At 66.0% G+C, this 21,585-nt stretch carries 20 protein-coding genes and 1 tRNA gene; 11 read left to right on the top strand and 10 right to left on the bottom strand.

Translation table 11 applies throughout. The features are described from left to right. Positions 1 to 49: 49 nt before the first annotated feature. From recA to BDW41_RS10170, 7 genes are all read left to right on the top strand, one after another. A complete protein-coding gene (gene recA / locus BDW41_RS10200) occupies positions 50 to 1,084 on the top strand; it encodes a recombinase RecA (RefSeq protein WP_074551494.1) in 1,035 nt (344 codons plus the stop codon). Between the two features lie 86 nt (positions 1,085 to 1,170). Beyond that, positions 1,171 to 1,662, top strand: coding sequence for a regulatory protein RecX (locus BDW41_RS10195; RefSeq protein WP_074551496.1), 492 nt, complete (start codon positions 1,171 to 1,173; stop codon positions 1,660 to 1,662). Between the two features lie 83 nt (positions 1,663 to 1,745). After that, entirely contained in the window at positions 1,746 to 4,382 is a 2,637-nt protein-coding gene (gene alaS / locus BDW41_RS10190) for an alanine--tRNA ligase (RefSeq protein WP_074551498.1), read from the top strand. Positions 4,383 to 4,643: 261 nt separating this feature from the next. Further along, positions 4,644 to 4,850: a carbon storage regulator CsrA gene (gene csrA / locus BDW41_RS10185; RefSeq protein ID WP_074551499.1), complete on the top strand. Its 207-nt coding sequence runs from the start codon at positions 4,644 to 4,646 to the stop codon at positions 4,848 to 4,850. A gap of 74 nt (positions 4,851 to 4,924) precedes the next feature. Further along, a tRNA-Ser gene (locus BDW41_RS10180) sits at positions 4,925 to 5,017 on the top strand. Positions 5,018 to 5,818: 801 nt separating this feature from the next. After that, a complete protein-coding gene (locus BDW41_RS10175) occupies positions 5,819 to 6,961 on the top strand; it encodes a YXWGXW repeat-containing protein (RefSeq protein WP_199535318.1) in 1,143 nt (380 codons plus the stop codon). Positions 6,962 to 7,144: 183 nt separating this feature from the next. Further along, the gene (locus BDW41_RS10170) at positions 7,145 to 7,732 is read left to right on the top strand and encodes a YajG family lipoprotein (RefSeq protein ID WP_074551504.1); all 588 of its coding nucleotides are present in this window, start codon (positions 7,145 to 7,147) and stop codon (positions 7,730 to 7,732) included. A 43-nt stretch (positions 7,733 to 7,775) separates the two neighbouring features. Here the strand turns inward: BDW41_RS10170 and lpxH are convergent, their stop codons facing one another. The 5 genes from lpxH to phoR all read right to left on the bottom strand — a co-directional run bounded on the left by lpxH (position 7,776) and on the right by phoR (position 14,178). After that, positions 7,776 to 8,504, bottom strand: a complete 729-nt coding sequence (gene lpxH, locus BDW41_RS10165) for a UDP-2,3-diacylglucosamine diphosphatase (protein WP_074551505.1) — start codon at positions 8,502 to 8,504, stop codon at positions 7,776 to 7,778. Positions 8,505 to 8,510: 6 nt separating this feature from the next. After that, entirely contained in the window at positions 8,511 to 9,200 is a 690-nt protein-coding gene (locus tag BDW41_RS10160; protein WP_074551507.1) for a peptidylprolyl isomerase, read from the bottom strand. Positions 9,201 to 9,289: 89 nt separating this feature from the next. Then, positions 9,290 to 10,807 (bottom strand): Ppx/GppA phosphatase family protein, encoded by a 1,518-nt coding sequence (locus BDW41_RS10155; RefSeq protein ID WP_074551509.1) that lies wholly within the window; start codon positions 10,805 to 10,807, stop codon positions 9,290 to 9,292. Between the two features lie 67 nt (positions 10,808 to 10,874). Beyond that, positions 10,875 to 12,977: a polyphosphate kinase 1 gene (gene ppk1, locus BDW41_RS10150; RefSeq protein ID WP_074551612.1), complete on the bottom strand. Its 2,103-nt coding sequence runs from the start codon at positions 12,975 to 12,977 to the stop codon at positions 10,875 to 10,877. 106 nt (positions 12,978 to 13,083) lie between these two features. Continuing rightward, positions 13,084 to 14,178 (bottom strand): phosphate regulon sensor histidine kinase PhoR, encoded by a 1,095-nt coding sequence (gene phoR, locus BDW41_RS10145; protein WP_233496843.1) that lies wholly within the window; start codon positions 14,176 to 14,178, stop codon positions 13,084 to 13,086. Between phoR and BDW41_RS23670 the strand changes: the two genes are divergently transcribed. Further along, positions 14,140 to 14,367, top strand: coding sequence for a hypothetical protein (locus BDW41_RS23670; RefSeq protein ID WP_233496845.1), 228 nt, complete (start codon positions 14,140 to 14,142; stop codon positions 14,365 to 14,367). The two genes, phoR and BDW41_RS23670, sit on opposite strands and share 39 nt — an antisense overlap. 55 nt (positions 14,368 to 14,422) lie before the next feature. Here the strand turns inward: BDW41_RS23670 and phoB are convergent, their stop codons facing one another. Further along, entirely contained in the window at positions 14,423 to 15,112 is a 690-nt protein-coding gene (gene phoB / locus BDW41_RS10140) for a phosphate regulon transcriptional regulator PhoB (RefSeq protein WP_074551513.1), read from the bottom strand. A gap of 121 nt (positions 15,113 to 15,233) precedes the next feature. Next, positions 15,234 to 16,949: a M48 family metalloprotease gene (locus BDW41_RS10135; RefSeq protein WP_074551515.1), complete on the bottom strand. Its 1,716-nt coding sequence runs from the start codon at positions 16,947 to 16,949 to the stop codon at positions 15,234 to 15,236. Between the two features lie 205 nt (positions 16,950 to 17,154). On the opposite strand from BDW41_RS10135, the gene grxC reads away from it, so the two are divergent. The 3 genes from grxC (at position 17,155) to BDW41_RS10120 (ending at position 19,056) form a co-directional block, all read left to right on the top strand. After that, positions 17,155 to 17,418 carry a glutaredoxin 3 gene (gene grxC / locus BDW41_RS10130; protein ID WP_074551517.1) on the top strand — a complete coding sequence of 88 codons (264 nt, stop codon included), beginning with the start codon at positions 17,155 to 17,157 and terminating at the stop codon, positions 17,416 to 17,418. After that, a complete protein-coding gene (locus BDW41_RS10125; RefSeq protein ID WP_074551518.1) occupies positions 17,415 to 17,828 on the top strand; it encodes a carboxymuconolactone decarboxylase family protein in 414 nt (137 codons plus the stop codon). Before grxC ends, BDW41_RS10125 begins: the two co-directional genes overlap by 4 nt. A gap of 214 nt (positions 17,829 to 18,042) precedes the next feature. After that, positions 18,043 to 19,056: an isocitrate dehydrogenase gene (locus BDW41_RS10120; protein ID WP_074551519.1), complete on the top strand. Its 1,014-nt coding sequence runs from the start codon at positions 18,043 to 18,045 to the stop codon at positions 19,054 to 19,056. 95 nt (positions 19,057 to 19,151) lie between these two features. On the opposite strand, the gene BDW41_RS10115 is transcribed toward BDW41_RS10120, so the two are convergent. Genes BDW41_RS10115 through BDW41_RS10105 form a run of 3 tightly spaced genes read right to left on the bottom strand, consistent with a single transcriptional unit; the run spans position 19,152 to position 21,555 of the window. Beyond that, entirely contained in the window at positions 19,152 to 19,616 is a 465-nt protein-coding gene (locus tag BDW41_RS10115; RefSeq protein ID WP_074551521.1) for a carboxymuconolactone decarboxylase family protein, read from the bottom strand. A 36-nt stretch (positions 19,617 to 19,652) separates the two neighbouring features. After that, positions 19,653 to 20,552 carry an RNA polymerase sigma factor SigJ gene (gene sigJ / locus BDW41_RS10110; protein ID WP_074551523.1) on the bottom strand — a complete coding sequence of 300 codons (900 nt, stop codon included), beginning with the start codon at positions 20,550 to 20,552 and terminating at the stop codon, positions 19,653 to 19,655. Positions 20,553 to 20,610: 58 nt separating this feature from the next. Next, entirely contained in the window at positions 20,611 to 21,555 is a 945-nt protein-coding gene (locus BDW41_RS10105; RefSeq protein WP_074551524.1) for an aspartyl/asparaginyl beta-hydroxylase domain-containing protein, read from the bottom strand. Between the last annotated feature and the right edge of the window lie 30 nt (positions 21,556 to 21,585).

Here is a 21,585-nt window from a genome sequence, read left to right as displayed (position 1 = left end):
CGCGGGCATCATGCCTCCACATTCACTGCCAACCCCAGGATTCAAGACGATGGATGACAACAAGCGCAAGGCGCTCACCTCCGCCCTCGGCCAGATCGAAAAGCAGTTCGGCAAGGGTGCCGTCATGCGCCTCGGCGACCGTACCGATGAAGCCATCGACACCGTGTCCACCGGCTCGCTGGGCCTGGACATCGCCCTGGGCGTCGGCGGCCTGCCGCGCGGCCGCATCGTGGAAATCTACGGCCCGGAATCCTCGGGCAAGACCACGCTGACCCTGCAGGTCATCGCCAACTGCCAGAAGAACGGCGGCACGGCGGCCTTCGTCGACGCCGAGCACGCGCTCGACCCGTCCTACGCCGCCAAGCTCGGCGTGAACGTGGACGACCTGCTGGTTTCCCAGCCCGATACCGGCGAACAGGCGCTGGAAATCGCCGACATGCTGGTGCGTTCCGGCGCCGTGGACGTGGTGGTGGTCGACTCGGTCGCCGCGCTCACGCCCAAGGCGGAAATCGAAGGCGAGATGGGCGACTCCCATGTGGGCCTGCACGCCCGCCTGATGAGCCAGGCGCTGCGCAAGCTCACCGCCAACATCAAGAAGTCCAACTGCCTGGTGATCTTCATCAACCAGATCCGCATGAAGATCGGCGTGATGTTCGGCAGCCCCGAAACCACCACCGGCGGCAACGCGCTGAAGTTCTACGCCTCGGTGCGCCTGGACATCCGCCGCATCGGTGCGGTGAAGAAGGGCGAGGAAGTCATCGGTTCGGAAACCCGCGTCAAGGTGGTCAAGAACAAGGTGGCGCCGCCGTTCCGCCAGGCTGAGTTCGAGATCCTCTACGGCGAGGGTTCCTCGCGCGAGGGCGAGATCATCGAGCTGGGCGTGGCGCAGAACCTGATCGACAAGTCCGGCGCCTGGTACAGCTACAAGGGCGACCGCATCGGCCAGGGCAAGGAAAACGTCCGCCAGTTCCTGCGCGACAACCCGGCCATCGCCAACGAGATTGACGCCGAGCTGCGCGCCCGCCTGCTGGTGAACGGCAGCGGTTCCTCGCCGCTGCCGGCGGTGGAAACGGAAGAGGCCTGATCGACGGCGCTGGCATGGGCAGACAGACCTATCGTCGCCCTTGCCAGCGGTAGATCGGATGTCTTGCCTCGGCGCAGGGCAGACCCATGGCCAGTGATCGCGACGACAAGAAAGACAAACCCAGCGCCTATAGCAAGGCGCTGGGCATGCTTGCGAGGCGCGAGCATTCCCGCCGCGAGCTGAAGCTCAAGCTGCGCCAGAAAGGCTATGAAGGCGACGAGGCCGGCGAGGCGCTGGACCGCCTGGGCGAGCAGCGCTACCAGGACGACGACCGCTTTGCCGAGGTGCTGGTGCGCAGCCGGGTCTCGCAGGGCTACGGCCCCATGCGCGTGCGGGCCGAGCTGAAGAACCACGGGCTCTCCGACGCCCGCATCCGGGCGGTGCTGGACCAGGCCGAGGTGGACTGGGAGGCCAGTGCGCTGGCCCAGCTTCGCCGGCGTTTTGGCGGCGGATCGGCGCCGGATCGCGACGAAAAGGCCCGCCGGGCGCAATTTCTCTTGCGTCGGGGCTTTCCCGCCGCCACAGTACGGAGTGTTACCCACGCCGACGTGGACGACGCAGCCGACGACGATGCCTGACCTCCCCGCTGTCGGGGCGGGTGGGCGTCGTTTCGGCGGTGTTTTCCAGGCGTGACCCTTTCCGCCAGGTCTTCCCCAGCCGCATGAAAACCGCCGAAATCCGCTCGACCTTCCTCGACTATTTCCGCTCGAAAGGGCACACCATCGTGCCGTCCAGCTCGCTGGTGCCGGCCAGCGACCCGACGCTGCTGTTCACCAACTCGGGCATGGTGCAGTTCAAGAACGTGTTCCTTGGCAGCGAAAAGCTGCCGTACGTGCGCGCGGCCGACGTGCAGCGCTGCCTGCGTGCCGGCGGCAAGCACAACGACCTCGATTCGGTGGGCTACACCGCGCGCCATCACACCTTCTTCGAAATGCTGGGCAATTGGTCGTTCGGCGACTACTTCAAGCGCGACGCCATCGCCTACGCGTGGGAACTCCTGACCGGTGTCTTCAAGCTGCCGAAGGAAAAGCTGTGGGTCACCGTCTATCACACCGATGACGAGGCCTTCGACATCTGGAACAAGGAAGTAGGCGTGCCGGCCGAGCGCATCGTGCGCATCGGCGACAACAAGGGCGCGCCCTACGCCTCGGACAACTTCTGGCAGATGGCCGACACCGGCCCCTGCGGCCCGTGCACGGAAATCTTCTTCGATCATGGCGAGGAGATCGCCGGTGGTCCGCCGGGCTCGCCCGATGAAGACGGTGACCGCTACATCGAAATCTGGAACCTGGTGTTCATGCAGTTCGATCGCGCGCCGGATGGCACGCTGTCGCCGCTGCCCGCGCCGTGCGTGGACACCGGCATGGGCCTGGAGCGCCTCGCCGCCGTGCTGCAGCACGTGCACTCCAACTACGAGATCGACCTGTTCCAGCACCTGATCCAGGTGGCTGCCGAACTGACCGGCACCAAGGACCTCGCCAACAAATCGCTGCGCGTGATCGCCGATCACATCCGCGCGTGCTCGTTCCTGATCGTCGATGGCGTGCTGCCGTCGAACGAAGGCCGCGGCTACGTGCTTCGCCGCATCATCCGTCGCGCGCTGCGCCACGGCTGGATGCTCGGCGTGCGCGGCGATTTCTTCTGGAAGATGGTCAAGCCGCTGGTGGCCGAGATGGGCGAGGCCTATCCGGAACTGGCGCAGAAGCAATCCTTCGTGGAAGACGCGCTGCGCACCGAAGAGCGCCGCTTCGGCGAGACGCTGGAAAACGGCATGCGCCTGTTCGATGCCGTGGCGGCCAACGCCAGTGGCAGCATTCCCGGCGCCGACGCGTTCCGCCTGTACGACACCTACGGCTTCCCGATCGACCTGACCGCCGACATCGCGCGCGAGCGCGGCCTGACGGTGGACATGGCCGGCTTCGAGCAGGCCATGGAAGAACAGCAGGACCGCAGCCGCAAGGGCGGCAAGTTCGAAGCCAAGGGCCTGATGCCCGCCGAGCTCGCCAGCCAGCTGCAGCCCACCGCGTTCCTCGGCTACGAGGCGCTGACCAGCCAGGGCAGCAAGGTGGTCGGCATCGTGCGCGCAGGCAAGCAGCTCGATCAGCTGAGCGATGGCGAGGAAGGTCTGGTCATCCTTGATCGCACGCCGTTCTACGCCGAATCCGGCGGTCAGGTCGGCGATACCGGCACGCTGATGAGCGCCGCGGGCACGTTCACGGTCGGCGATACGCTGAAGATGGGCGGCGTGTTCTTCGGCCATGCCGGCCAGTGGCATGGCAAGCAGGCCCTGCGCGTCGGCGACGTGGTGGATGCCGACGTCGACGGCACGCGTCGCCAGGCCATCGTGCTCAACCACTCGGCCACGCATCTGTTGCATGCCGCGCTGCGCAAGGTGCTCGGCGAACACGTCACGCAGAAGGGCTCGCTGGTAGCGCCCGAGCGCCTGCGTTTCGACTTCTCCCACTTCAAGCCCATGAGCGCGGACGAACTGCGCGAGATCGAGCTGCTGGTGAACGCCGAAGTGCGTCGCAATGAAGCGGCCGAAGTGCATCACATGGGTTACAACGAGGCGATCGAATTCGGCGCCATGGCGCTGTTCGGCGAGAAGTACGGCGACGAAGTGCGCGTGCTCAAGATGGGCGGGTTCTCCACCGAACTCTGCGGCGGCACGCACGTGAGCCGCACGGGCGACATCGGCCTGTTCAAGATCGTCAGCGAAGCGGGCGTCGCCTCGGGCGTGCGCCGTATCGAAGCGGTGACCGGCGCGGGCGCCCTGGCCTACGTGGCCGACGAAGAGCGCCGCCTGGGCGAGTTCGCACAGCTGCTGTCGTCGAGCGGTGACGACGCCGTTGAGAAACTTCGCCAGCTGTTCGACAAGCAGAAAAAGCTGGAACGCGAGCTGGAGTCGCTACGCGCCAAGGCTGCCGGCTCAGCCACCGCCGACCTCGCCTCGACCGCCCGGGACATCGACGGCGTCAAGGTCGTCGTGGCCCGCCTGGAAGGCCTGGACGCCAAGGCACTGCGCGACAGCATGGACCAGCTCAAGCAGCAACTGACCGACTGCGTGATCCTGCTGGCGGGCGCCGCGGAAGGCCGCGTTTCGCTGGTGGCCGGCGTCAACGGCAAGGCCCTGGGCCGGGTGAAGGCTGGTGACGTGGTCGCCCATGTGGCCAGCCAGATCGGCGGCAAGGGCGGCGGCCGTCCCGACATGGCGCAGGGCGGCGGTTCAGACACGCCGGAGCTGCCGGGAATCCTGGACGGCCTGCCGGGCTGGATCGGCCAGAAACTGGCCGCCTGACCGGGTCAACCGTCCATACTCCGTTGGCGTTTACGCATTGCGCTGCCATCGGACGCTCGGCTAGTATCCAAGCACTGCCGACACCGATGGTTGCGACGGTGTCGCTCGACATGGCATCACAGGGGATGCCTCGTCTGTGAAACCGGGGAAGGCGGTAGGGCCTTCGGCGGTACAATCGTCGAACTGTTCAGGCGGTGAAGCTCAGGGGTGAGGCATAACCGTCGGGTGGCCTGTGACCAAAGTATTCATGGAGTGGCAAACATGTTGATTCTGACCCGCAGGGTCGGTGAAACCTTGATGATCGGTGACGAGGTGACCGTTACCGTTCTCGGCGTCAAAGGCAACCAGGTGCGCATTGGCATCAACGCGCCGAAAAACGTTGCCGTGCATCGCGAAGAGATCTATCAGCGGATCAAGAACGAGCACGAACCGGATGGCGGCGCCACCGGTGGCACTGGCGAACACTGACAGGCAATAAACGCTTTACCTGGAGCGCGCCGGTTAGTATCCTTGCCGGCTCCGCAGGAATGCGGACAAAAAACGGAGAGATGCCCGAGAGGCCGAAGGGGCTCCCCTGCTAAGGGAGTATAGGGTCAAAAGCCTTATCGAGGGTTCGAATCCCTCTCTCTCCGCCAGATACGCAAAAAGCCCCTCGCGGGGCTTTTTGCGTATCTGGCGGAGAGAGAGGCGTGGACGAAACCTCTCGGTTCGACAAATTTGTCAGGAACAAATTTGGACAGCCGAAGGCTGGCCCCGAAGCGCGTAGCGCGTAGGGGTGAGGCCCATGGATGGGCCGAACAATCCCGAGCTGCACGCAACTGTGCCGCTCAACGAAGCCCAAGGCTTTTTGCGTATCTGTCGGAGAGAGCATGAACGAATGCTCCGGTTATTCAACGCATTCTGCGCTCACCCTTCGGGCCATCAGCTGGCCGATGTCCGCTCCGGCATCCTGCCTCCGCAGTCGACGAAATTGCCTGGAGCAATTTCGACTGGCCCAGTAGTGCGCAGCGCGGAAGGGTGAAGCCATGGATGCGCCAAACCATCCCAACCTCCACGCAAACGCAAATGTTCCTCACCGTCATTCCGGCGAAAGCCGGAATCCAGTGTCTTTCGGTCTTCTCGCAGTGCGTAAAGTCGCTGGATTCCGGCCTTCGCCGGAATGACGGTGAGGAGTGGATCGTACTCAGGATTTTCGATCGGACTTCAACAAAATCTCCCCGCAGGGCTTTGTGCATTTGTTCAAAGCGATGCGCCAACGAAACAACACAATCGCCACGCTCCACCCCGCCCACCACCAGCAAGACCCACGCAAGAAATCATTCATCCCCCAGCCCAACTGCTGAACCCCTGCGAACCTGCGGCACGGCACCGCGTACGACCTTGCGCGCCCTCCCGCGTTACCTTGCCCAAAGACCCGCCACCTGGGAGAAGGCGTCATGGGTAACCTCGAATCGGTTTGCCGCCACGTCACGCCGTATCGCCGCATGTTGCGCGGCGCGTTTGCCGCACTGGCCCTGGCGACGGCGGCGGCGTTTCCCCTGAGTGCCAGCGCTGGCGTTTCCGTGGGCATCGGTGTTTCGGTTGGTGCTCCGCCGCCGCCGTTGCCGGTCTACGTGCAGCCGGCGATTCCCGCGCCCGGTTATATCTGGGTGCCTGGCTATTGGGCCTGGGATGGTGACGGCTACTACTGGGTTCCCGGCACGTGGGTGCTGCCGCCTTATGTCGGTGCGCTATGGACGCCGGGTTATTGGGGCTGGGCCGGCGGCGTCTATGTGTTCCATGCGGGTTACTGGGGGCCGCACGTGGGCTTTTACGGTGGCATCAATTACGGCTACGGCTATACCGGTGTGGGTTATGCGGGCGGTTATTGGCGCGGCGGCGCGTTCTACTACAACCGCTCGGTGAACCATATCGACAACGTGCACATCACCAACGTCTATAACCGCACGGTGGTGAACAACGTGACCGTCAACCGCACCAGTTTCAATGGCGGGCAGGGCGGCATCGCGGCACGTCCGACGCCGCAGGAAGCGAACTTTGCCCGCGAGCGCCACGTGGGCCCGGTGGCCGCGCAGGAGCAGCAGCGTACGATGGCGAGCCAGAACCAGGCGATGCGGGCGTCGTTCAATCACGGTGCCCCGGCGATTGCCGCGACACCGCGAGCCGGTGCATTCAACGGGCAGGCGGCCAACGCCACGCGTGGTCCGGCTGGGCAGCCCACGCCCGCGGACATGCATGCGCAGCGCACCAGCGCTCCGGCACAAACGCCGACCAACAATATGGCTTTGCATTCGGCGCGTTTCGCGCCGCATGGCAGCGGAGCACCTGTTGCACCGAATGCCACGCATGCGGGCAACTATGCGCCGGCAGCGAGCCATGCGGCGTACACGCGTGGACCCACGAACCCGCAAGGCGGCTATCACGTGGCCAGTCACCCGCAACCTTCCTACCCGCAGCATGCGCCACAGGCACCGGCGTATCACTACAGCGCGCCGCCACAGCGTCCGGCCCCTGCGCCGCATCCGCAACCGCACGCCCAGGCTGCGCCGCTGCATCACGACGGACAGGAACACCGCTAATCCCGTGGCCTGATCGCCACGTTCAACACGCCGGCCGCGCTCATCGCAGCCGGCGTTTTTGTCGATTCGGTGAAGGCATGGGCGCCATCCTCGACTAGAATGCGCGACAGCCCGGTTGCGGGCTATGCGGGCGCGGGAGCGCCTGCTTACACAATCATCGAAACATGGAAAGAGGGGACATCGATGTTGAAGCGTTTCGTGTTCGTGGCGTTGCTCGCTGCATCCGGCAGCGCCATGGCTTCAAAGGACCTGAGCAATATCCCGCTGGTGTGGTCGCCGACGCAGAGTTTCGCGGAGTTCGGGGCGATCGACCTCAACGGCATCGGCAACGTGAAAGTGCAGTTCAACGGATTCACGGATGTTCGCAAGAATCCTGCGCTGATCGCGGAGAACCATGAAAAGGATCCCGTGCGGCAGGTGACCACGAAGGACAACGTGGCTGCCTTCCTGACCGATCACGTCAAGGAGACTTTCAGCAAGGCCGGCCTCAACGTGGTCGACACCGGTGGCGATGTCATCGTGTCGGGTGAAATCCGCGATTTCTTCGTCAACGAGACCGACCAGTACGTGGGCAACGTCACGGTGTACGTCACGGCGACCAATGCCTCGGGCAAGGTGCTGTGGCAGGGCGTGGCGGGTGGTGGCGCGACCAACTTCGGCCGCTCGTACAAGGCAGACAACTACTACGAAACCTTGTCCAACGCGGTGCTGAAGCTGAGCAACAGCCTGCTTAACAGCCAGGGTTTCCACGCCGCGCTGCAAGCGCACTGAAGCCTTGAATGGACATCACTCGCCCCGCGGCGGGTGATGTCCGTCAGTGCAGGGCCAGGCCCCGCAGTTCCACGTCTTCCGGCGTGACGCGGAGCACTGAGCCTTGTTCGTACCAGTCGCCGAGCACGATGCGTTCGGCGTTCTGGCCGTCCAGATCGAAACGGTGAATGGCCGGGCGATGCGTGTGGCCATGGATAAGCCGCGTCACGCCGGCGTTTCGCATGGTATCGGCCACGGCATCGGCGTTGACGTCCATGATGGTTTCCATGGTGCTGCTGGTGTGCGCCTTGCTTTCCGCGCGCGCCTGGGCGGCCAGCGCGCGGCGTGCCTGCAGCGGCATCGCCAGCACCTGCGCCTGCCATTCCGGTGAACGCACCTGTTTGCGCAACGCCTGGTAGGCGACATCGTCGGTGCACAGCACGTCGCCATGCATCAGCAGCGTGGGGCGGCCATAGAGTTCGTGCACGGTGCCGTCGTCGAGCACGGTGAAGCCCGCGCGTTCGGCGAACTGCTGGCCGATCAGGAAATCGCGGTTGCCCACGATGAAGTAGACCGGCACGCCATGCTCGCTGAGCGCCTTGGTGGCGCGTGCGATGCGGGCAGGGAGTTCGGCGTCGTCATCGTCGCCCACCCATGCTTCGACCAGGTCGCCGAGGATGTACACCGCGTCGGCGGCGCGCGCCTCGTCGCTGGCGAGGAATTCCTCGAACAGGTGCGTGATCTCGGGGCGGGTGTCGTCCAGGTGCAGGTCGGAAATGAACAGGGTCGCCATCGTGACTCAACCCTTCTTGCCGCTGGGCTTCTTGGCGGGTTCGGCAGCCGGCGCGGTCTGCGGGCTGGCAGCGGGAGCGTTGGCGGGCTCCTCGCCCACCACGTAGGCGCTGTCGATCACGATCAGCGGGTTGGGTACGTCGCCCGCGAAGGGGCCGAGTCCGCGGGTGGGCAGGGCGGCGATCTTGTCGACCACGTCCATGCCCTTGATGACCTTGCCGAACACCGCATAACCCCAGGTCAGGCCGCTCTGGTTGCCGACGAAATCGAGGCGGCGGTTGTCGACCAGGTTGAAGAAGAACTGCGCCGTGCCGGAGTTAGGATCCGCGCCGCGCGCCACCGCCACCGTGCCGCGCAGGTTGGACAGGCCGTTGTCGGCCTCGCTGGGAATGGCCGAGCGCGTGCGCTTGGCCTGCAGGTCGCGGGTGTAGAGCCCGCCCTGCACCAGATAACCGGGAATGGCGCGGTGGAATACCGTGCCGCTGTAGAAGCCATCGCGCACGTACTGCAGGAAGTTCGCGACGCTCTTGGGCGACTTGTCCGGATACAGCTCCAGCGTGATGTCGCCCTGCGAGGTATGCAGCACCACTTCCGGATGCGCCGTGGCGGCGGGCGTCGCGGGCGCCGGCTTGGCTGCCTGGGCGAACAGCGCGGATGACGGAAGCAGCAGGAGGGCGGCGAGCAGGAATCGGGTCATGGCGGGTCGGGCGACGTGTGGCATCAGGACATCATACGCGGCGAAGCGCTTTCATGGCCGGGCGCCACGGGTGCCCGTACCGCGGCAGGTCAGGAAGGATGGACTTCCAGCAGCAGCCCCAGCTCGTTCAGCGGCGCCTGCTCCTGCTCCAGGTCAGCCTCGCTGAGCGGGTGCTGATCCAGCCAGGACGAGGGAATGGTCAGGCGCAGGCGCTGGCTGGTGGCGGCCAGCTGCATCTGCGGCAGCGATTCGGCGCGGCGCGCACGGCGGAACAGCACCGCCAGGCGGAGCAGGGCGGTGATGTAGCGGGCCAACTGCCGGTAACGCTGCGGCAGCGCCAGGAAGGTGGCCTTGTCCGGCTTGCGGCGATGCGATTCCACGATGGCCGCCAGCAGCTGCTGTTCCTGCCGCGAGAAGCCGGCCAGGTCCGCGTGGCGCAGGATGTAGGCGCCGTGATGGTGGTGCTGGCTGTGCGCGATGGCGAGGCCGATCTCGTGCACGCGGGCTGACCAGGAAAGCCATTCGCGCGCCTCGGCGTCCAGTTTCCAGATGCGTGCGATCTGGTCGAAGAACATCAGCGCAGTGGACTCCACGCGGCGCGCCTGGGCCCGGTCCACACCGTAGCGGTTGGCCAGCGCGTCGATGCTGGCGGTGCGCGGGTCGCTGCCGCCGGCGCGGCCGAGCAGATCCCACAGCAGGCCCTCGCGCATCGAGCTTTCGCACACACGCAGACGCTCGATGCCCAGCGCCTCGAAGGCCGCCTCGAAGATGACCACGCCGCCGGCGATTACCGGCGCGCGATCCTCGGCCAGGCCGGGCAGCTTCAGCGAGTCGATCTGCCCCTGCGCCAGCAGGGCGTCGCGCAGGGAGGCCAGCGAGGAAGGCGTGATCCCGTCGTCGGAGAACCGCATGGCCTGCACCACCGAGCCGATGGCCTTGGCCGTGCCCGAGGAGCCGTAGGCTTCCATCCAGCCCGACTCGCGATAGTCCTCGGCGAACTGCTGCAGCAGCACGCCGATTTCGTTGTTGGCGCGCTGCCAGCGCTTGCGGTTGAGCTTGCCGCCCGGGAAGAAGCGCAGCGTCGAGGCGATGCAGCCGGCCTGCACGCTTTCCGTGTGCATCGGCGCAATGCCGCGCCCGATGATGAATTCGGTACTGCCGCCGCCGACGTCGATCACCAGGCGGCTCTCGCGCGACGCGGGCAGGTCGTGCGAGGCGCCCAGGAAGATCAGTCGCCCTTCCTCGCGGCCCGACACGATTTCCACCGGGTGATTGAGCGCGCTTTCGGCGGCGGTGAGAAAGGCCTGCGGCGAGGCCAGCCGGCGCACCGTATTGGTGGCCACTGCGCGCACGCGGCTCGACGGGATGCCGGCGATGCGCTGGCCGAAGCGCGCCAGGCAGTTGAGCGCGCGGGCGCGATGCTCGGCGTCGAGCGTGCCGTCGGCGCGCAGGCCGGCGGCCATGCGCACCGTTTCGCGCAGGCGATCGATCACGCGGGGTTCGCCGTGCTCCACGCGCGCCACCACCATGTGATAGCTGTTGGAGCCCATGTCGACGGCAGCGATCAGTTCGCCGTCCTTGATCTGGATCTGATCGCCTTGGCTCATGCGTGGCTCATTCCGGGCTGCGAAGTGCGGATTCTCTCACGCGGAAACCGGGGCGAGTAGCGTTGCCTCAAACTGTTCCCGGCGTCAGCTTGGCCAGCAGCCATTGCTGCGCGCTGTGCGGCGGCTGGTCGCCGGGTTCGGCGCGGGTGTAGCGGCCGTCGTCGGCCAGCAGCCAGGCTTCGGTGTTGTCGGCCAGGTAGTTCGCCAGCGTTTCCTCGTAGACACGCGCGGCGAGTTCCGGATCCAGGATGGGAAAGGCCACTTCGATGCGGCGCTTGAGGTTGCGTTCCATCCAGTCGGCGCTGCCGCAATAGATCTCGGGCGCGCCGTCGTTGCCGAACCAGTAGACGCGGCTGTGCTCGAGAAAGCGCCCCACGATGGAGCGCACGCGGATGCGCTCGGACACGCCCGGCACACCGGGACGTAGCGTGCACGCGCCGCGCACGATCAGGTCGATCTCCACGCCGGCCTGCGAGGCGCGGTACAGCGCCTGGATCACCTGCGCCTCGTTGAGCGCGTTGAGCTTGGCCACGATGCGCGCGGGCCGGCCCGCTTCCGCATGCGCCGTCTCGCGCTCGATCTTCTCCAGCACGCCGCGGTAGAGCGTGAAGGGCGAGTGCAGCAGGTGTTTCAGCTCGATCACCGGGCCCAGGCCCGACAGCTGCTGGAAGATCTTGTGCAGGTCCTCGCCCATGCCCGGGTGCGAGGTCATCAGGCCGATGTCGGTGTAGCTGCGGCTGTTGGACTGGTGATAGTTGCCGGTGGACAGGTGCACGTAGCGGCGCAGCACCTCGTCCTCGCGGCGCACGATCAGCAGCATCTTGGCGTGCGTCTTGTAGCCGACCACGCCATAGACCACCTGCACACCGGCTTCCTGCAGGCGCGTGGCGAGGCGGATGTTCGCCTCCTCGTCGAATCGCGCGCGCAATTCGATCACCACGGTCACGTCCTTGCCGTTGCGCGCCGCCTCCACCAGCAGATCCACCAGCGGCGTGTCGACGCCCGCGCGGTAAAGCGTCTGCTTGATGGCGAGCACCGATGGATCCTGCGAGGCCTGGCGCAGCAGATCGATCACCGCGGCGAAGGACTCGTACGGATGATGCAGCAGCACGTCGCGCTGGCGCAGCACATCGAACTTGCAGCGGGCGCCGACGAAGGCCGGCGGCAGCTGCGGGATGAAGCGCGGGAACTTCAGCTCCGGACGCTCCAGCCCGTCGTAGATGGTGCCGGCGCGGATGATGTTCACCGGGCCGTCGCAGCGATAGACGTCCGTTTCCTCCAGCTCGAAATTGGCGATGAGCATGGCGACGATGGCCTTGGGGCAGTCGTTGCCGATCTCCAGCCGCACCGGGCGCGCATAGCCGCGGCCGATCAGTTCCTCGCTCAGCGCGCGGGCGAGGTTGTCCACCTCGGCCTCTTCCACCATCAGCTCGCTGTTGCGCGTGACGCGGAACTGGTACGAGCCGGCCACCTTGAAGCCGGGGAACATCAGGTCGACGAAGCCTTGCAGCAGTTCGGCCAGGAAGATGTAGTGGTCGCCGCCTTCGCAGACCTCGCCGGGCAGGCGGATGATGCGCGGCAGCGACCGCGGCGCGCGCACCAGCGCCATGTGGCCCTCGCGCCCGAAGGCATCGCGGCCCTTGAGCACCACGGCAAGGTTCAGCGTCTTGTTGAGGATGCGCGGGAACGGATGCGCGGGATCCAGCCCCAGCGGCGAGAGCACCGGCAGCACTTCGTTCTCGAAGTAGCCCTGCAGCCAGCGGCGCTGGCGCGGGGTCCAATCCTCGCGCGTCAGGAAATGGATGTTCTGCGCATCCAGCGCCGGACGCAGCTCGTGCTGCCAGGTCTCGTACTGCTGGGCGACCAGGTCCAGCACGCGCGTGCGGATGCGCGTGAGCAGCTCGCCGGAAGAGAGCCCATCAGGGCCTGGCGCGGCGGAGCCGAACGCGTGATGGTGCTTGAGCATGGCCACGCGCACCTCGAAGAACTCGTCGAGGTTGTTCGCCACGATGCTCAGGAAGCGCAGGCGTTCCAGCAGCGGAATGCGCTCGTCCCGCGCCTGCGCCAGCACGCGGAAATTGAATTCGAGGGCGGCCAGCTCGCGGCTGAGGTAGAGCTCGGGGGCGGCACGGTCGAGAACGGGCGAGGGAGTGGCAGGCTTGCGACGCATCCGCGCATTCTGGCCCATACCGCGCTTTGTTACATGGCGCAGTGCCGCGTAATGTGATGGCCATTCAGCCGCGTGGCGGAAAGGTCCTGGGTGCGTGCGGGCCCGCTTACTCGGGGTCGCTGACCCCGGGCGCCAGCAGGCGCTCGGCGCTGAACCAGCAGGAGAACGTGGAGCCCTGGCCCGGCTCGCTCTGGATGTCCAGGCGCGCCTGGTGCAGGTTGAGCACGTGCTTGACGATGGACAGGCCCAGGCCGGTGCCGCCGCTTTCGCGCGAGCGGCTGGACGACACGCGGTAGAAACGCTCGGTGAGGCGGGCGAGGTGGCTGGCGGGGATGCCGTAGCCGGTGTCGGTGACCGAGTACACCGCGCCCTCGGAGGTGCGGCGCCAGCGGATGGTGATGCGCCCGCCGGTGGGCGTGTAGCGCACGGCATTGCTCACCAGGTTGGAAAACGCGCTGTGCAGGTCCTTCACCGAACCGAGCAGGTCGGCTTCGGCGGTGGATTCCACGGTGATCTGGTGACGCCCCTGGCTGAGCGCCTCGGCTTCCTTGCGGATGGTGGCGAGCAGCGGCGTCATCTGCACGCGTTCGTCCTGCACGTGCTCCTGCGTTTCCAGTCGCGACAGGGTGAGCAGGTCTTCCACGATCTGCCCCATGCGCTTGGACTGCGCACGCATTTCGTTGAGCACGGGCGCGAGTTCCGGCACGTCTTCCGGATCGATCAGCTCAAGGTAGCCGTGGATGACGGTGAGCGGCGTGCGCAGTTCGTGCGAGACGTTGGCGACGAAGTCACGGCGGATCTGTTCCAGCCGCGTGAGGTGGCTGATGTCGCGCGCGAGCAGCAGGCGCTGGCGGCGGCCGAACGGCAGCAGCGTCACGTTGATGTGGCGGTTCGGATGGCCGGGCGCGGCCACGTCGTTGAGCGGCTCGCGCGCGCCTTCCTTCAGCCAGGTGGCGAGTTCGGTGGTGCTCAGGCGTTCGTCCAGATGCGCGCCGCGATCTTGCGGACGGCGCAGGCCGAGCAGATCCTCGGCGGCATGATTGAACCAGCGGACGTGCTGCTCGTTGTCGAGCAGGACAACCGCGTCCGGCAGACTGCCGGCGGCGCTGCGCAGGTCGCGCAAACTGGAGGCAATGCGGCGGGAGCGCGTCATGAAACGGTCATGCTGAAGAGAGGTCGGCGACGAATCCTGCGCCATCATGAGCTTGGCTTGATGACGGATTCGGGTCAGAAGAAAGACGATTTCAACGATGGCGACCAGCGCAAGAAACGCGATCGCCCAGCCTCCCGCAAGCCACCCGACAACCGCGCCGGCAAGCAGCCCGGCAGCGAGTGCGGCCGGCAGCTTCCAGGAGCGGTCGAAGGTATTTGGCATGGGAGATTCGCTTGAAGTTGCCGACCCGGCAATGCGCCAGCATCGGCAAAAGCACGCGTTACCGCAATAGTCAGATGCTGGCGGAGAAGCGGTAGCCCGCGCCGCGCACCGTCTGCACCATGTCGTCCAGCTTCCACGGCTCGAGCGTCTTGCGCAGCCGGCGGATATGGACGTCCACCGTGCGTTCCTCCACGTACACGCTGCCGCCCCACACGTGGTCGAGCAGTTGCGCGCGCGAGTACACGCGTTCGGGGTGCGTCATGAAGAAATACAGCAGGCGGTATTCGGTGGGGCCGATGGTCACCGGTTCTTCGCCGGCGAACACGCGATGCGCCGGTCCATCGATGCGCAGGCCGCCGAGTTCCACCATGCCCGAGCCGTCGTCGCCCTGGCTGCGGCGAAGCACGGCCTTGATGCGGGCGACCAGTTCGCGGGTGGAGAACGGCTTGACGACGTAGTCGTCCACGCCGGCTTCCAGGCCGTTCACGCGGTCCATTTCCTCGCCGCGCGCGGTAAGCATGATGATGGGGACTTCGCGGCTCAGTTCTTCCTTGCGCAGGCGGCGCGCCAGGTCCAGGCCGCTGGTGCCGGGCAGCATCCAGTCCAGCAGGATGAGGTCCGGTACCTGTTCGGCAATGGCCAATTGGGCGGCCCGCGCGTCGGCGGCGTGGATGGCGTCCATGCCGGCCTTGCGCAGGGCGAAGGCGACCATGTCGCGGATCGAAGCTTCGTCTTCGACGATCAGGATGCGCTTGTGCACGCGTTATGTCCGCTGGGGGAGGGCTGTGACGCAAATATTGCAGCGGGGCAATGTTACGCCCAGATGACATTTCACGTAGCCGCAACATGACGGCGCAAACGCCGTCTCACAGCGGACTGAATCAGCGCGTGGCGTCCAGGGCGCTGAAGCACAGCCGGCCCTGGCAGTTTTCCCGGTTCTGCAGCTGCTGGCTGCGGCCGTCGGGGTTGTCGTCGGTCTGGATGCGGCGCTTGCGCAGTTCCATCACCAGCGGCGTCAGGTCGTTGATGCGCGCCTGGATGCGGGCGCGCGCGTAGTAGTCGAGGTCAGGCCGCTGCTGCAGGCGCTTGAGCTGTTCCATGGCATCGAATGGACGTCCGGACAGGTAGGACGCATCGGCGTAGGCCTCGCCGGCACGGACCGGGTCGCCGGCCTTGTCGGCCGCCTGGGCATAGGTGCGGTACAGCCCCGGCTCGTCGTTGTTGTCCAGCATCGGCATGAGCATGATCGCCGCCTGCCGTGCTTCTTCCTGCGTGCCGCCTTCGGTGAGCGCCTTGGCGTAGCCCATGCCGATAGCGCGGTTTCGCGGGGATTGCTGATTGAGATCGGCGTAGAGAGTCAGCGCCTCGGCGCGCCGTCCCGCCTGCAGCTTGGCATCGGCCATGGCCAGGCGAACGACCGGGTTGTTTGGATGCGCGGTCAGCAGGGGCTGCAACTCGTCCACCGCCTTGGCGCCGCGATTGCTGCGCGTGAGCGCCAGCGCGTAGCCGTAGCGATTGGCCGGCGTGTCGAAGCCGCGTTGGTTCTGCAGGTTGTTGGCGTAGTACGTGGCCAGCTGCCCCGGGTCGCCCGACAGCACGCGCACGCGTTCGCGCATCAGCGAGTACGTGTCCAGGCCGCCTTTGCTGTCCCGGTTGGCGATGGCGGTGGGGTCCTTCACGAAGGCGATGGGCGCCGTGCTCTTCTCCCACTGCGTCTTGTCCAGGGTCGAGCCGGACGGGCGCTGCTTCTGCCGGTCGGCCAGCGCGCCGGCACGCGCCTTGGCGTCGCTGATGCGGTCCAGGGTGACAGGATGGTCTTGCAGGAACGCCGGAACGTCGCCCAGGTCGCCGCCGGAGCCGACGCGCAAGGTGTCCTCCATGCGGCCGAAGAACGAGGCCATGGCATTGGGGTCGTAGCCCGCGTTGGCGAGCGTCTGGATGCCGGCGCGGTCGGCTTCGATCTCGTCCTTGCGGGTGAAGTTGATCTGGCGCTGCAGCAGCAGGCCCTGGCCGCCGGCCATGATGGCGCCTGCGGCATCGCCCGCACCGGCGCCCGCGCCGGCCACGATGGCGCCCAGCAGCACCAGCGCCATCAGCGGCGTGTCCTTCTTGGAGGCCTCGAACGCACGCTGCAGGTGGTTCTGCGTGATGTGGCCGATTTCGTGGGCGATCACGCCCGCCAGTTCGCTCTCGCTGTTGGTGATGATGATCAGGCCCGAGTTCACCGCGATGTAGCCGCCGGGCGCGGCGAACGCGTTGATCACGTTGTCCTTGACGATGAAGAACGAGAAGTGGTCCTTGGGCTTTTCGCTGCCCGACACCAGCCGGTAGCCCAGGTCGTTGATGTAGTCGTCCAGCATCGGATCGTCGACCACCATGTCCAGCGCGCGCATCTGGCGCAGCATGGCCGCGCCGTAGTCCTGGGCTTCCTGCGGCGAGATCAGGGCATTGGCCGAGCTGCCCAGGTCGGGCAGGCGCACGTCCTTGTCCTGCGCGGCCGCGCCAAAGGTCAGGCCGGCGCACAGCATGGCCGTCAGGAGGCGGGTGGGAGTGAAACGACGCTTGGGCGTCCTGCCCGCGGGCTTTGCTTCGGTCATGTGGTCAGCTTTTGTGGTTCGGCCGGGGCCGAGACCTGGGAAATAGCCCTTCAGGGCTGGGTTTGGTGCCATTCGTCTAGGTGGGCGACAATACCATTACTGACCTCGGCTCAAGCCGTCGGTTCAGTCGCCTTCACCGTTGTTTACAGCGCCCGGGCCCCCATCTTGGGGACACGGGAGGGTTACCAGGTTTTCGGAGTGTGTCGTGCCCAAGATTGAGGTCTATTCCACCGCGGTGTGTCCGTACTGCGTGTCCGCCAAGAACTTGCTCAAGTCCAAGGGACTGGAGTGGACCGAGGTGCGCATCGACACCGATCCGTCTCAGCGCGAGTTGATGCTGGCGCGCAGCGGCGGTCGCCGCACGGTGCCGCAGATTTTCATCAACGACCACCACGTGGGCGGTTTCGACGACCTCGTCGCGGCCGACCGCAGCGGCAAGCTGGCGGAACTGCTGGAGGCCAACGCATGAGCGCTGCCAAGGACGATCAGGCCGGGAAGGATCGCGTCGCCGAATTCACCGCGTTCCGCCAGCGCATGAACGAGCGCATCCTGGCGGAGGACAACCAGGTCGTCCGGCGCTTCTTCGCGCTGGATACGCAGACCTACAAGCCCGGCGCGCTGGACGTGAAGACCAAGGAGCTGCTGGGCCTAGTGGCCTCCATGGTGCTGCGCTGCGACGACTGCATCAGTTACCACGTGGCGCAGTGCAAGGAAGCGGGCGTCACCCGCGAAGAATTTTTCGAAACCTTCAGCGTCGGCCTGGTGGTGGGCGGCTCCATCGTGATCCCGCACCTGCGCCGGGCGGTCGATTTCCTCGACCGGCTGGAATCGGGCGAGGGTGCCGCGCCGGCGGCGGACCACGCCAATCACGCGGGATAACCGCGCGGGAACCATAGCGGGGCGGCCGCTCCTGCCGCCCTTGCCGTTCCGTTGACGCATGCGAGTTTATTCAATGCTGCATGCGAGGATTTGCAACGGCCGTCGGCCGTTCCGCTCTGGCTGCGTGCAGGCTCATCGGGGATAATTGGCGGGTTTCATAGCCCTGTCGTCCCCGCCACAGGGTTGCTCGATTCATATCCCAAGGAGTGTCCCCATGAGCAAGACCATTGCCGTGATTCCGGGCGACGGTATCGGCCCCGAGATCATGAACGCCACGCTGCGCGTGCTCGACGCCCTGGACTGCGGCCTGTCCTACGAGTTCGTCGATGCCGGCATGGTTGCGCTGGAGAAGAGCGGCGACCTGCTGCCGCAGCCGACGCTCGACGCCATCGCCAAGCACAAGGTGGCGCTGAAGGGTCCGCTGACCACGCCGGTGGGCGGTGGCTTCACCTCCATCAACGTCACGCTGCGTCGCCACTTCGACCTGTACGCCAACGTGCGTCCGGCGATCAGCTTCCCGGGCACCAAGGCGCGCTTCGAGAACATCGACATCATCACGGTGCGCGAGAACACCGAGGGTGCGTACCTGTCCGAAGGCCAGACCCTGTCGGAAGACGGCGAAACCGCCATCTCCATGGTGCGCAACACCCGCAAGGGCTCCAGCCGCATCGTGCGCTACGCCTTCGAACTTGCCGTGAAGAAGGGCCGCAAGAAGGTCACGGCCGTGCACAAGGCCAACATCATCAAGACCGCCTCGGGCCTGTTCCTCAACGTGGCGCGTGAAATTGCCAAGGAATACCCGCAGATCGAGTTCAACGAGATGATCGTTGACAACGCCTGCATGCAGCTGGTGATGAAGCCCGAACAGTTCGACGTGATCGTCACCACCAACCTGTTCGGCGACATTCTCTCTGACCTGTGCGCCGGCCTGGTGGGCGGCCTGGGTCTTGCCCCGGGCGACAACATCGGCACCGAGGCGGCGATCTTCGAAGCCGTGCACGGCTCGGCCCCGGACATCGCCGGCAAGGGCATCGCCAACCCCTGCGCGCTGCTGCTCGCCGCCGCCGACATGCTCGACCACCTCGGCATGGTCGAGAAGGGCGACAAGGTGCGCAACGCCATCCGCGACGTGATGACCCACGACCGCGACAGCGTCACGCCGGACATCGGCGGCAAGGGCACCACGTCCAGCTTCGGCGACGCCATCGTCAAGCGCGTCAAGGCCTAAAGCCTGACCTGTGTGTGAAAGCGGAAAGCCCCTCTCGTCGAGAGGGGCTTTTTTCATACGCGGATGTCGCCCGAATGGCGGTGGCCGTGCGTTGGTCAGGCTGCCTTGGCGGCGGGCTTGTAGCTGCCGGCGGGCGTCTGGAACGAGACGTTGATGCGGTTCCAGATATTGATCATGCCGATGATGATGGTGAGGTTGACCAGTTCCTCTTCGCTGAAAGAGGCCAGGGCGCGCGCGTAAACCTCATCGGATACACCATGCTCGCCCAGTCGCGTCACCGCCTCGGTCCAGGCCAGCGCGGCGCATTCGCGTTCGCTGTAGATCGAACCGGCTTCGCGCCAGCCGGGCAGCATGTAGAGGCGCTGCTCGGTTTCGCCTTCGGCGCGCGCGTCCTTGCTGTGCATGTCCATGCAGTAGGCGCAGCCGTTGATCTGCGACGCCCGCATGAGCACGAGCTCGACCAGTGGGCGTTCCAGCCCGCACTGGTGCATGGCCTGGTTGAAGTCATAGAGCGGCTTGAGGGCCTGGTGGTACTTCACGAACGAGAGACGCTTGGACATGGCGGTTTCCTTGGGTTGGGCGGCCACAATGGCCGTTCAGGACAAGGACGTGCCAGCCTGCGGATTCGTGACAGCTTCCAGCCGCGCGAGTTTTTCCGGGTTGCGCAGCGAGTGGATGGCGGTGATGCGCTCGCCGTCCGTTTCGATCCAGGCCACCGTCGCCAGCTTCGCGTCCACCCAGGTGAGCAGCGCAGGCGCGCCATTGAGCCACTGCAGGCGGTGCACGATCGGCAGGTGGCGATAACGCTGGGCGATGATGGCGTAGAGCCGCACGATGCGCTCGCCGCCATGCAGCGGCCGCAGCGTGGCCGTGGCCTTGCCGCCGCCGTCGGCGAGATGCAGGGCATCTTCCGCAAACAGCGCCTGCAGCGATTCGACGCTGGCGCTTTCCAGCGCGTCGCGGAATTTCTCCAGCAACCGGCGCTGCGTTTCAGGCGAATGCGTGAAGCGGGGCCGCCCCTCGCGCAGGCGTTGCCGCGCCCGATGCACGCGCTGGCGGCAGGCGTCCTCGGTGATCTGCAGCATGGCGGCCGTTTCCGCGTGGCTGTAATCGAACACCTGGACCAGCAGGAAGGCCGCGCGTTCGTCCGGACTCAGCCGTTCCAGCAAGGCGAGAAACGACAGGCTGAGGCTTTCGGCACGCTCCAGCTCCGCCTCGGGCTGCTCCGTTGACTCCACCAGCGGTTCGGGTAGCCAGGGGCCGGTGTAATGCTGGCGTTCCGTCTTGGCGCGGCGCAGGCGGTCCAGCGACAGGCGCGTGGTGACGGTGACCAACCAGGCCTCGGCGTCGTCGAGCGCGCTGGTGTCCTGCTGGTGCCAGCGCAGCCAGGCGTCATGCAGCACGTCCTCGGCATCGGCCTGGGTGCCGAGCATGCGGTAGGCCAGGCCGAGCAGGCGAGGGCGGTGCTGCTGGAAGGTGGCGGTGGCGCGGTCCATGGCGTTCTCCTGAAGGCTGACACTTCATGGACGCGCGAACGACGCCGTTCGTGACCGCTCAGCGGAAGAACGGCCAGGGTGCCAGAAAGATGATCCAGATCAGCACCAGCATGCCCACGTATTTCACCGCGCGGAACAGCTTGGGGAACTTCTTCTTGAAGGCGCGGTTGCGCTCGCGGCTGCGCTGGTTCATGGCGAACACGCGGTTGACGAAGCCGGTCTTTTCTTCCGGGGATTCGGTATTCGGCGAGGCGGTGATCTTGCCCATGAAAGCGCCGACGCGCTTGTTGACCGCATTCATGAAGCGCGTGCGCAGCGGGCGCTCCACGTCGGCGAACAGGATCACGCGGGTCTGGTCGGTGCGGTTTTCCGCCCAGTGCACATAGGTTTCGTCGAACACCACGTCCTTGCCGTCGCCCCAGCTGTGGATCTCGCCGTCGACGAAGATGCGGCAGTCTTCCGAGTTCGGGGTGATCAGGCCCAGGTGGTAGCGCAGCGAACCGGCGAACGGATCGCGGTGCGGGTTGAGCTTGCTGCCCGGCGGCAGCAGGGCGAACATCGCGGCCTTCACGCTGGGGATGGAATTGAGCAGCGCGACCGTCTTGGGGCACAGCGCCTCGGCGGAGGCCAGCGGTTCGCCGTACCACTTCAGGTAAAAGCGCTTCCAGCCCTGCTTGAAGAAGCTGTTGAAGCTGGCGTCGTTGTTCTTCTCGGCCGCGCGGATGTAACCCTCGTCGAACAGGTGCAGCGCTTCCTCGCGGATGGCCTGCCAATTGGCCTGCAGCAGATCCAGTTGCGGGAAGCCGCGGCGATCCAGGATGGGCTTGGCCGGCACCGCGGAGAAGGCGTACATCAGCAGGTTGTACGGCGCGAACACGGCCGAGTGATCCACCAGCTGGCGGTCGAAGCGCAGCTTGGAGCGTCCGCGCAGGTGCACCAGCAGCACGCAGAGCACGAACAGCGCAAGAATGGCCAGCAGCACGAGACGCGGGGCAAGAATCATGGATGAAGCGAAGCCAGGAGCCGAAACCGC

This window comes from Dyella sp. AtDHG13 (assembly GCF_003201105.1).
Taxonomy (GTDB): Bacteria; Pseudomonadota; Gammaproteobacteria; order Xanthomonadales; family Rhodanobacteraceae; genus Dyella; species Dyella jiangningensis_B.
The sequence above is the reverse complement of the archived record's forward strand: the minus strand, read 5'-3'. Positions and strand labels throughout refer to the sequence as shown.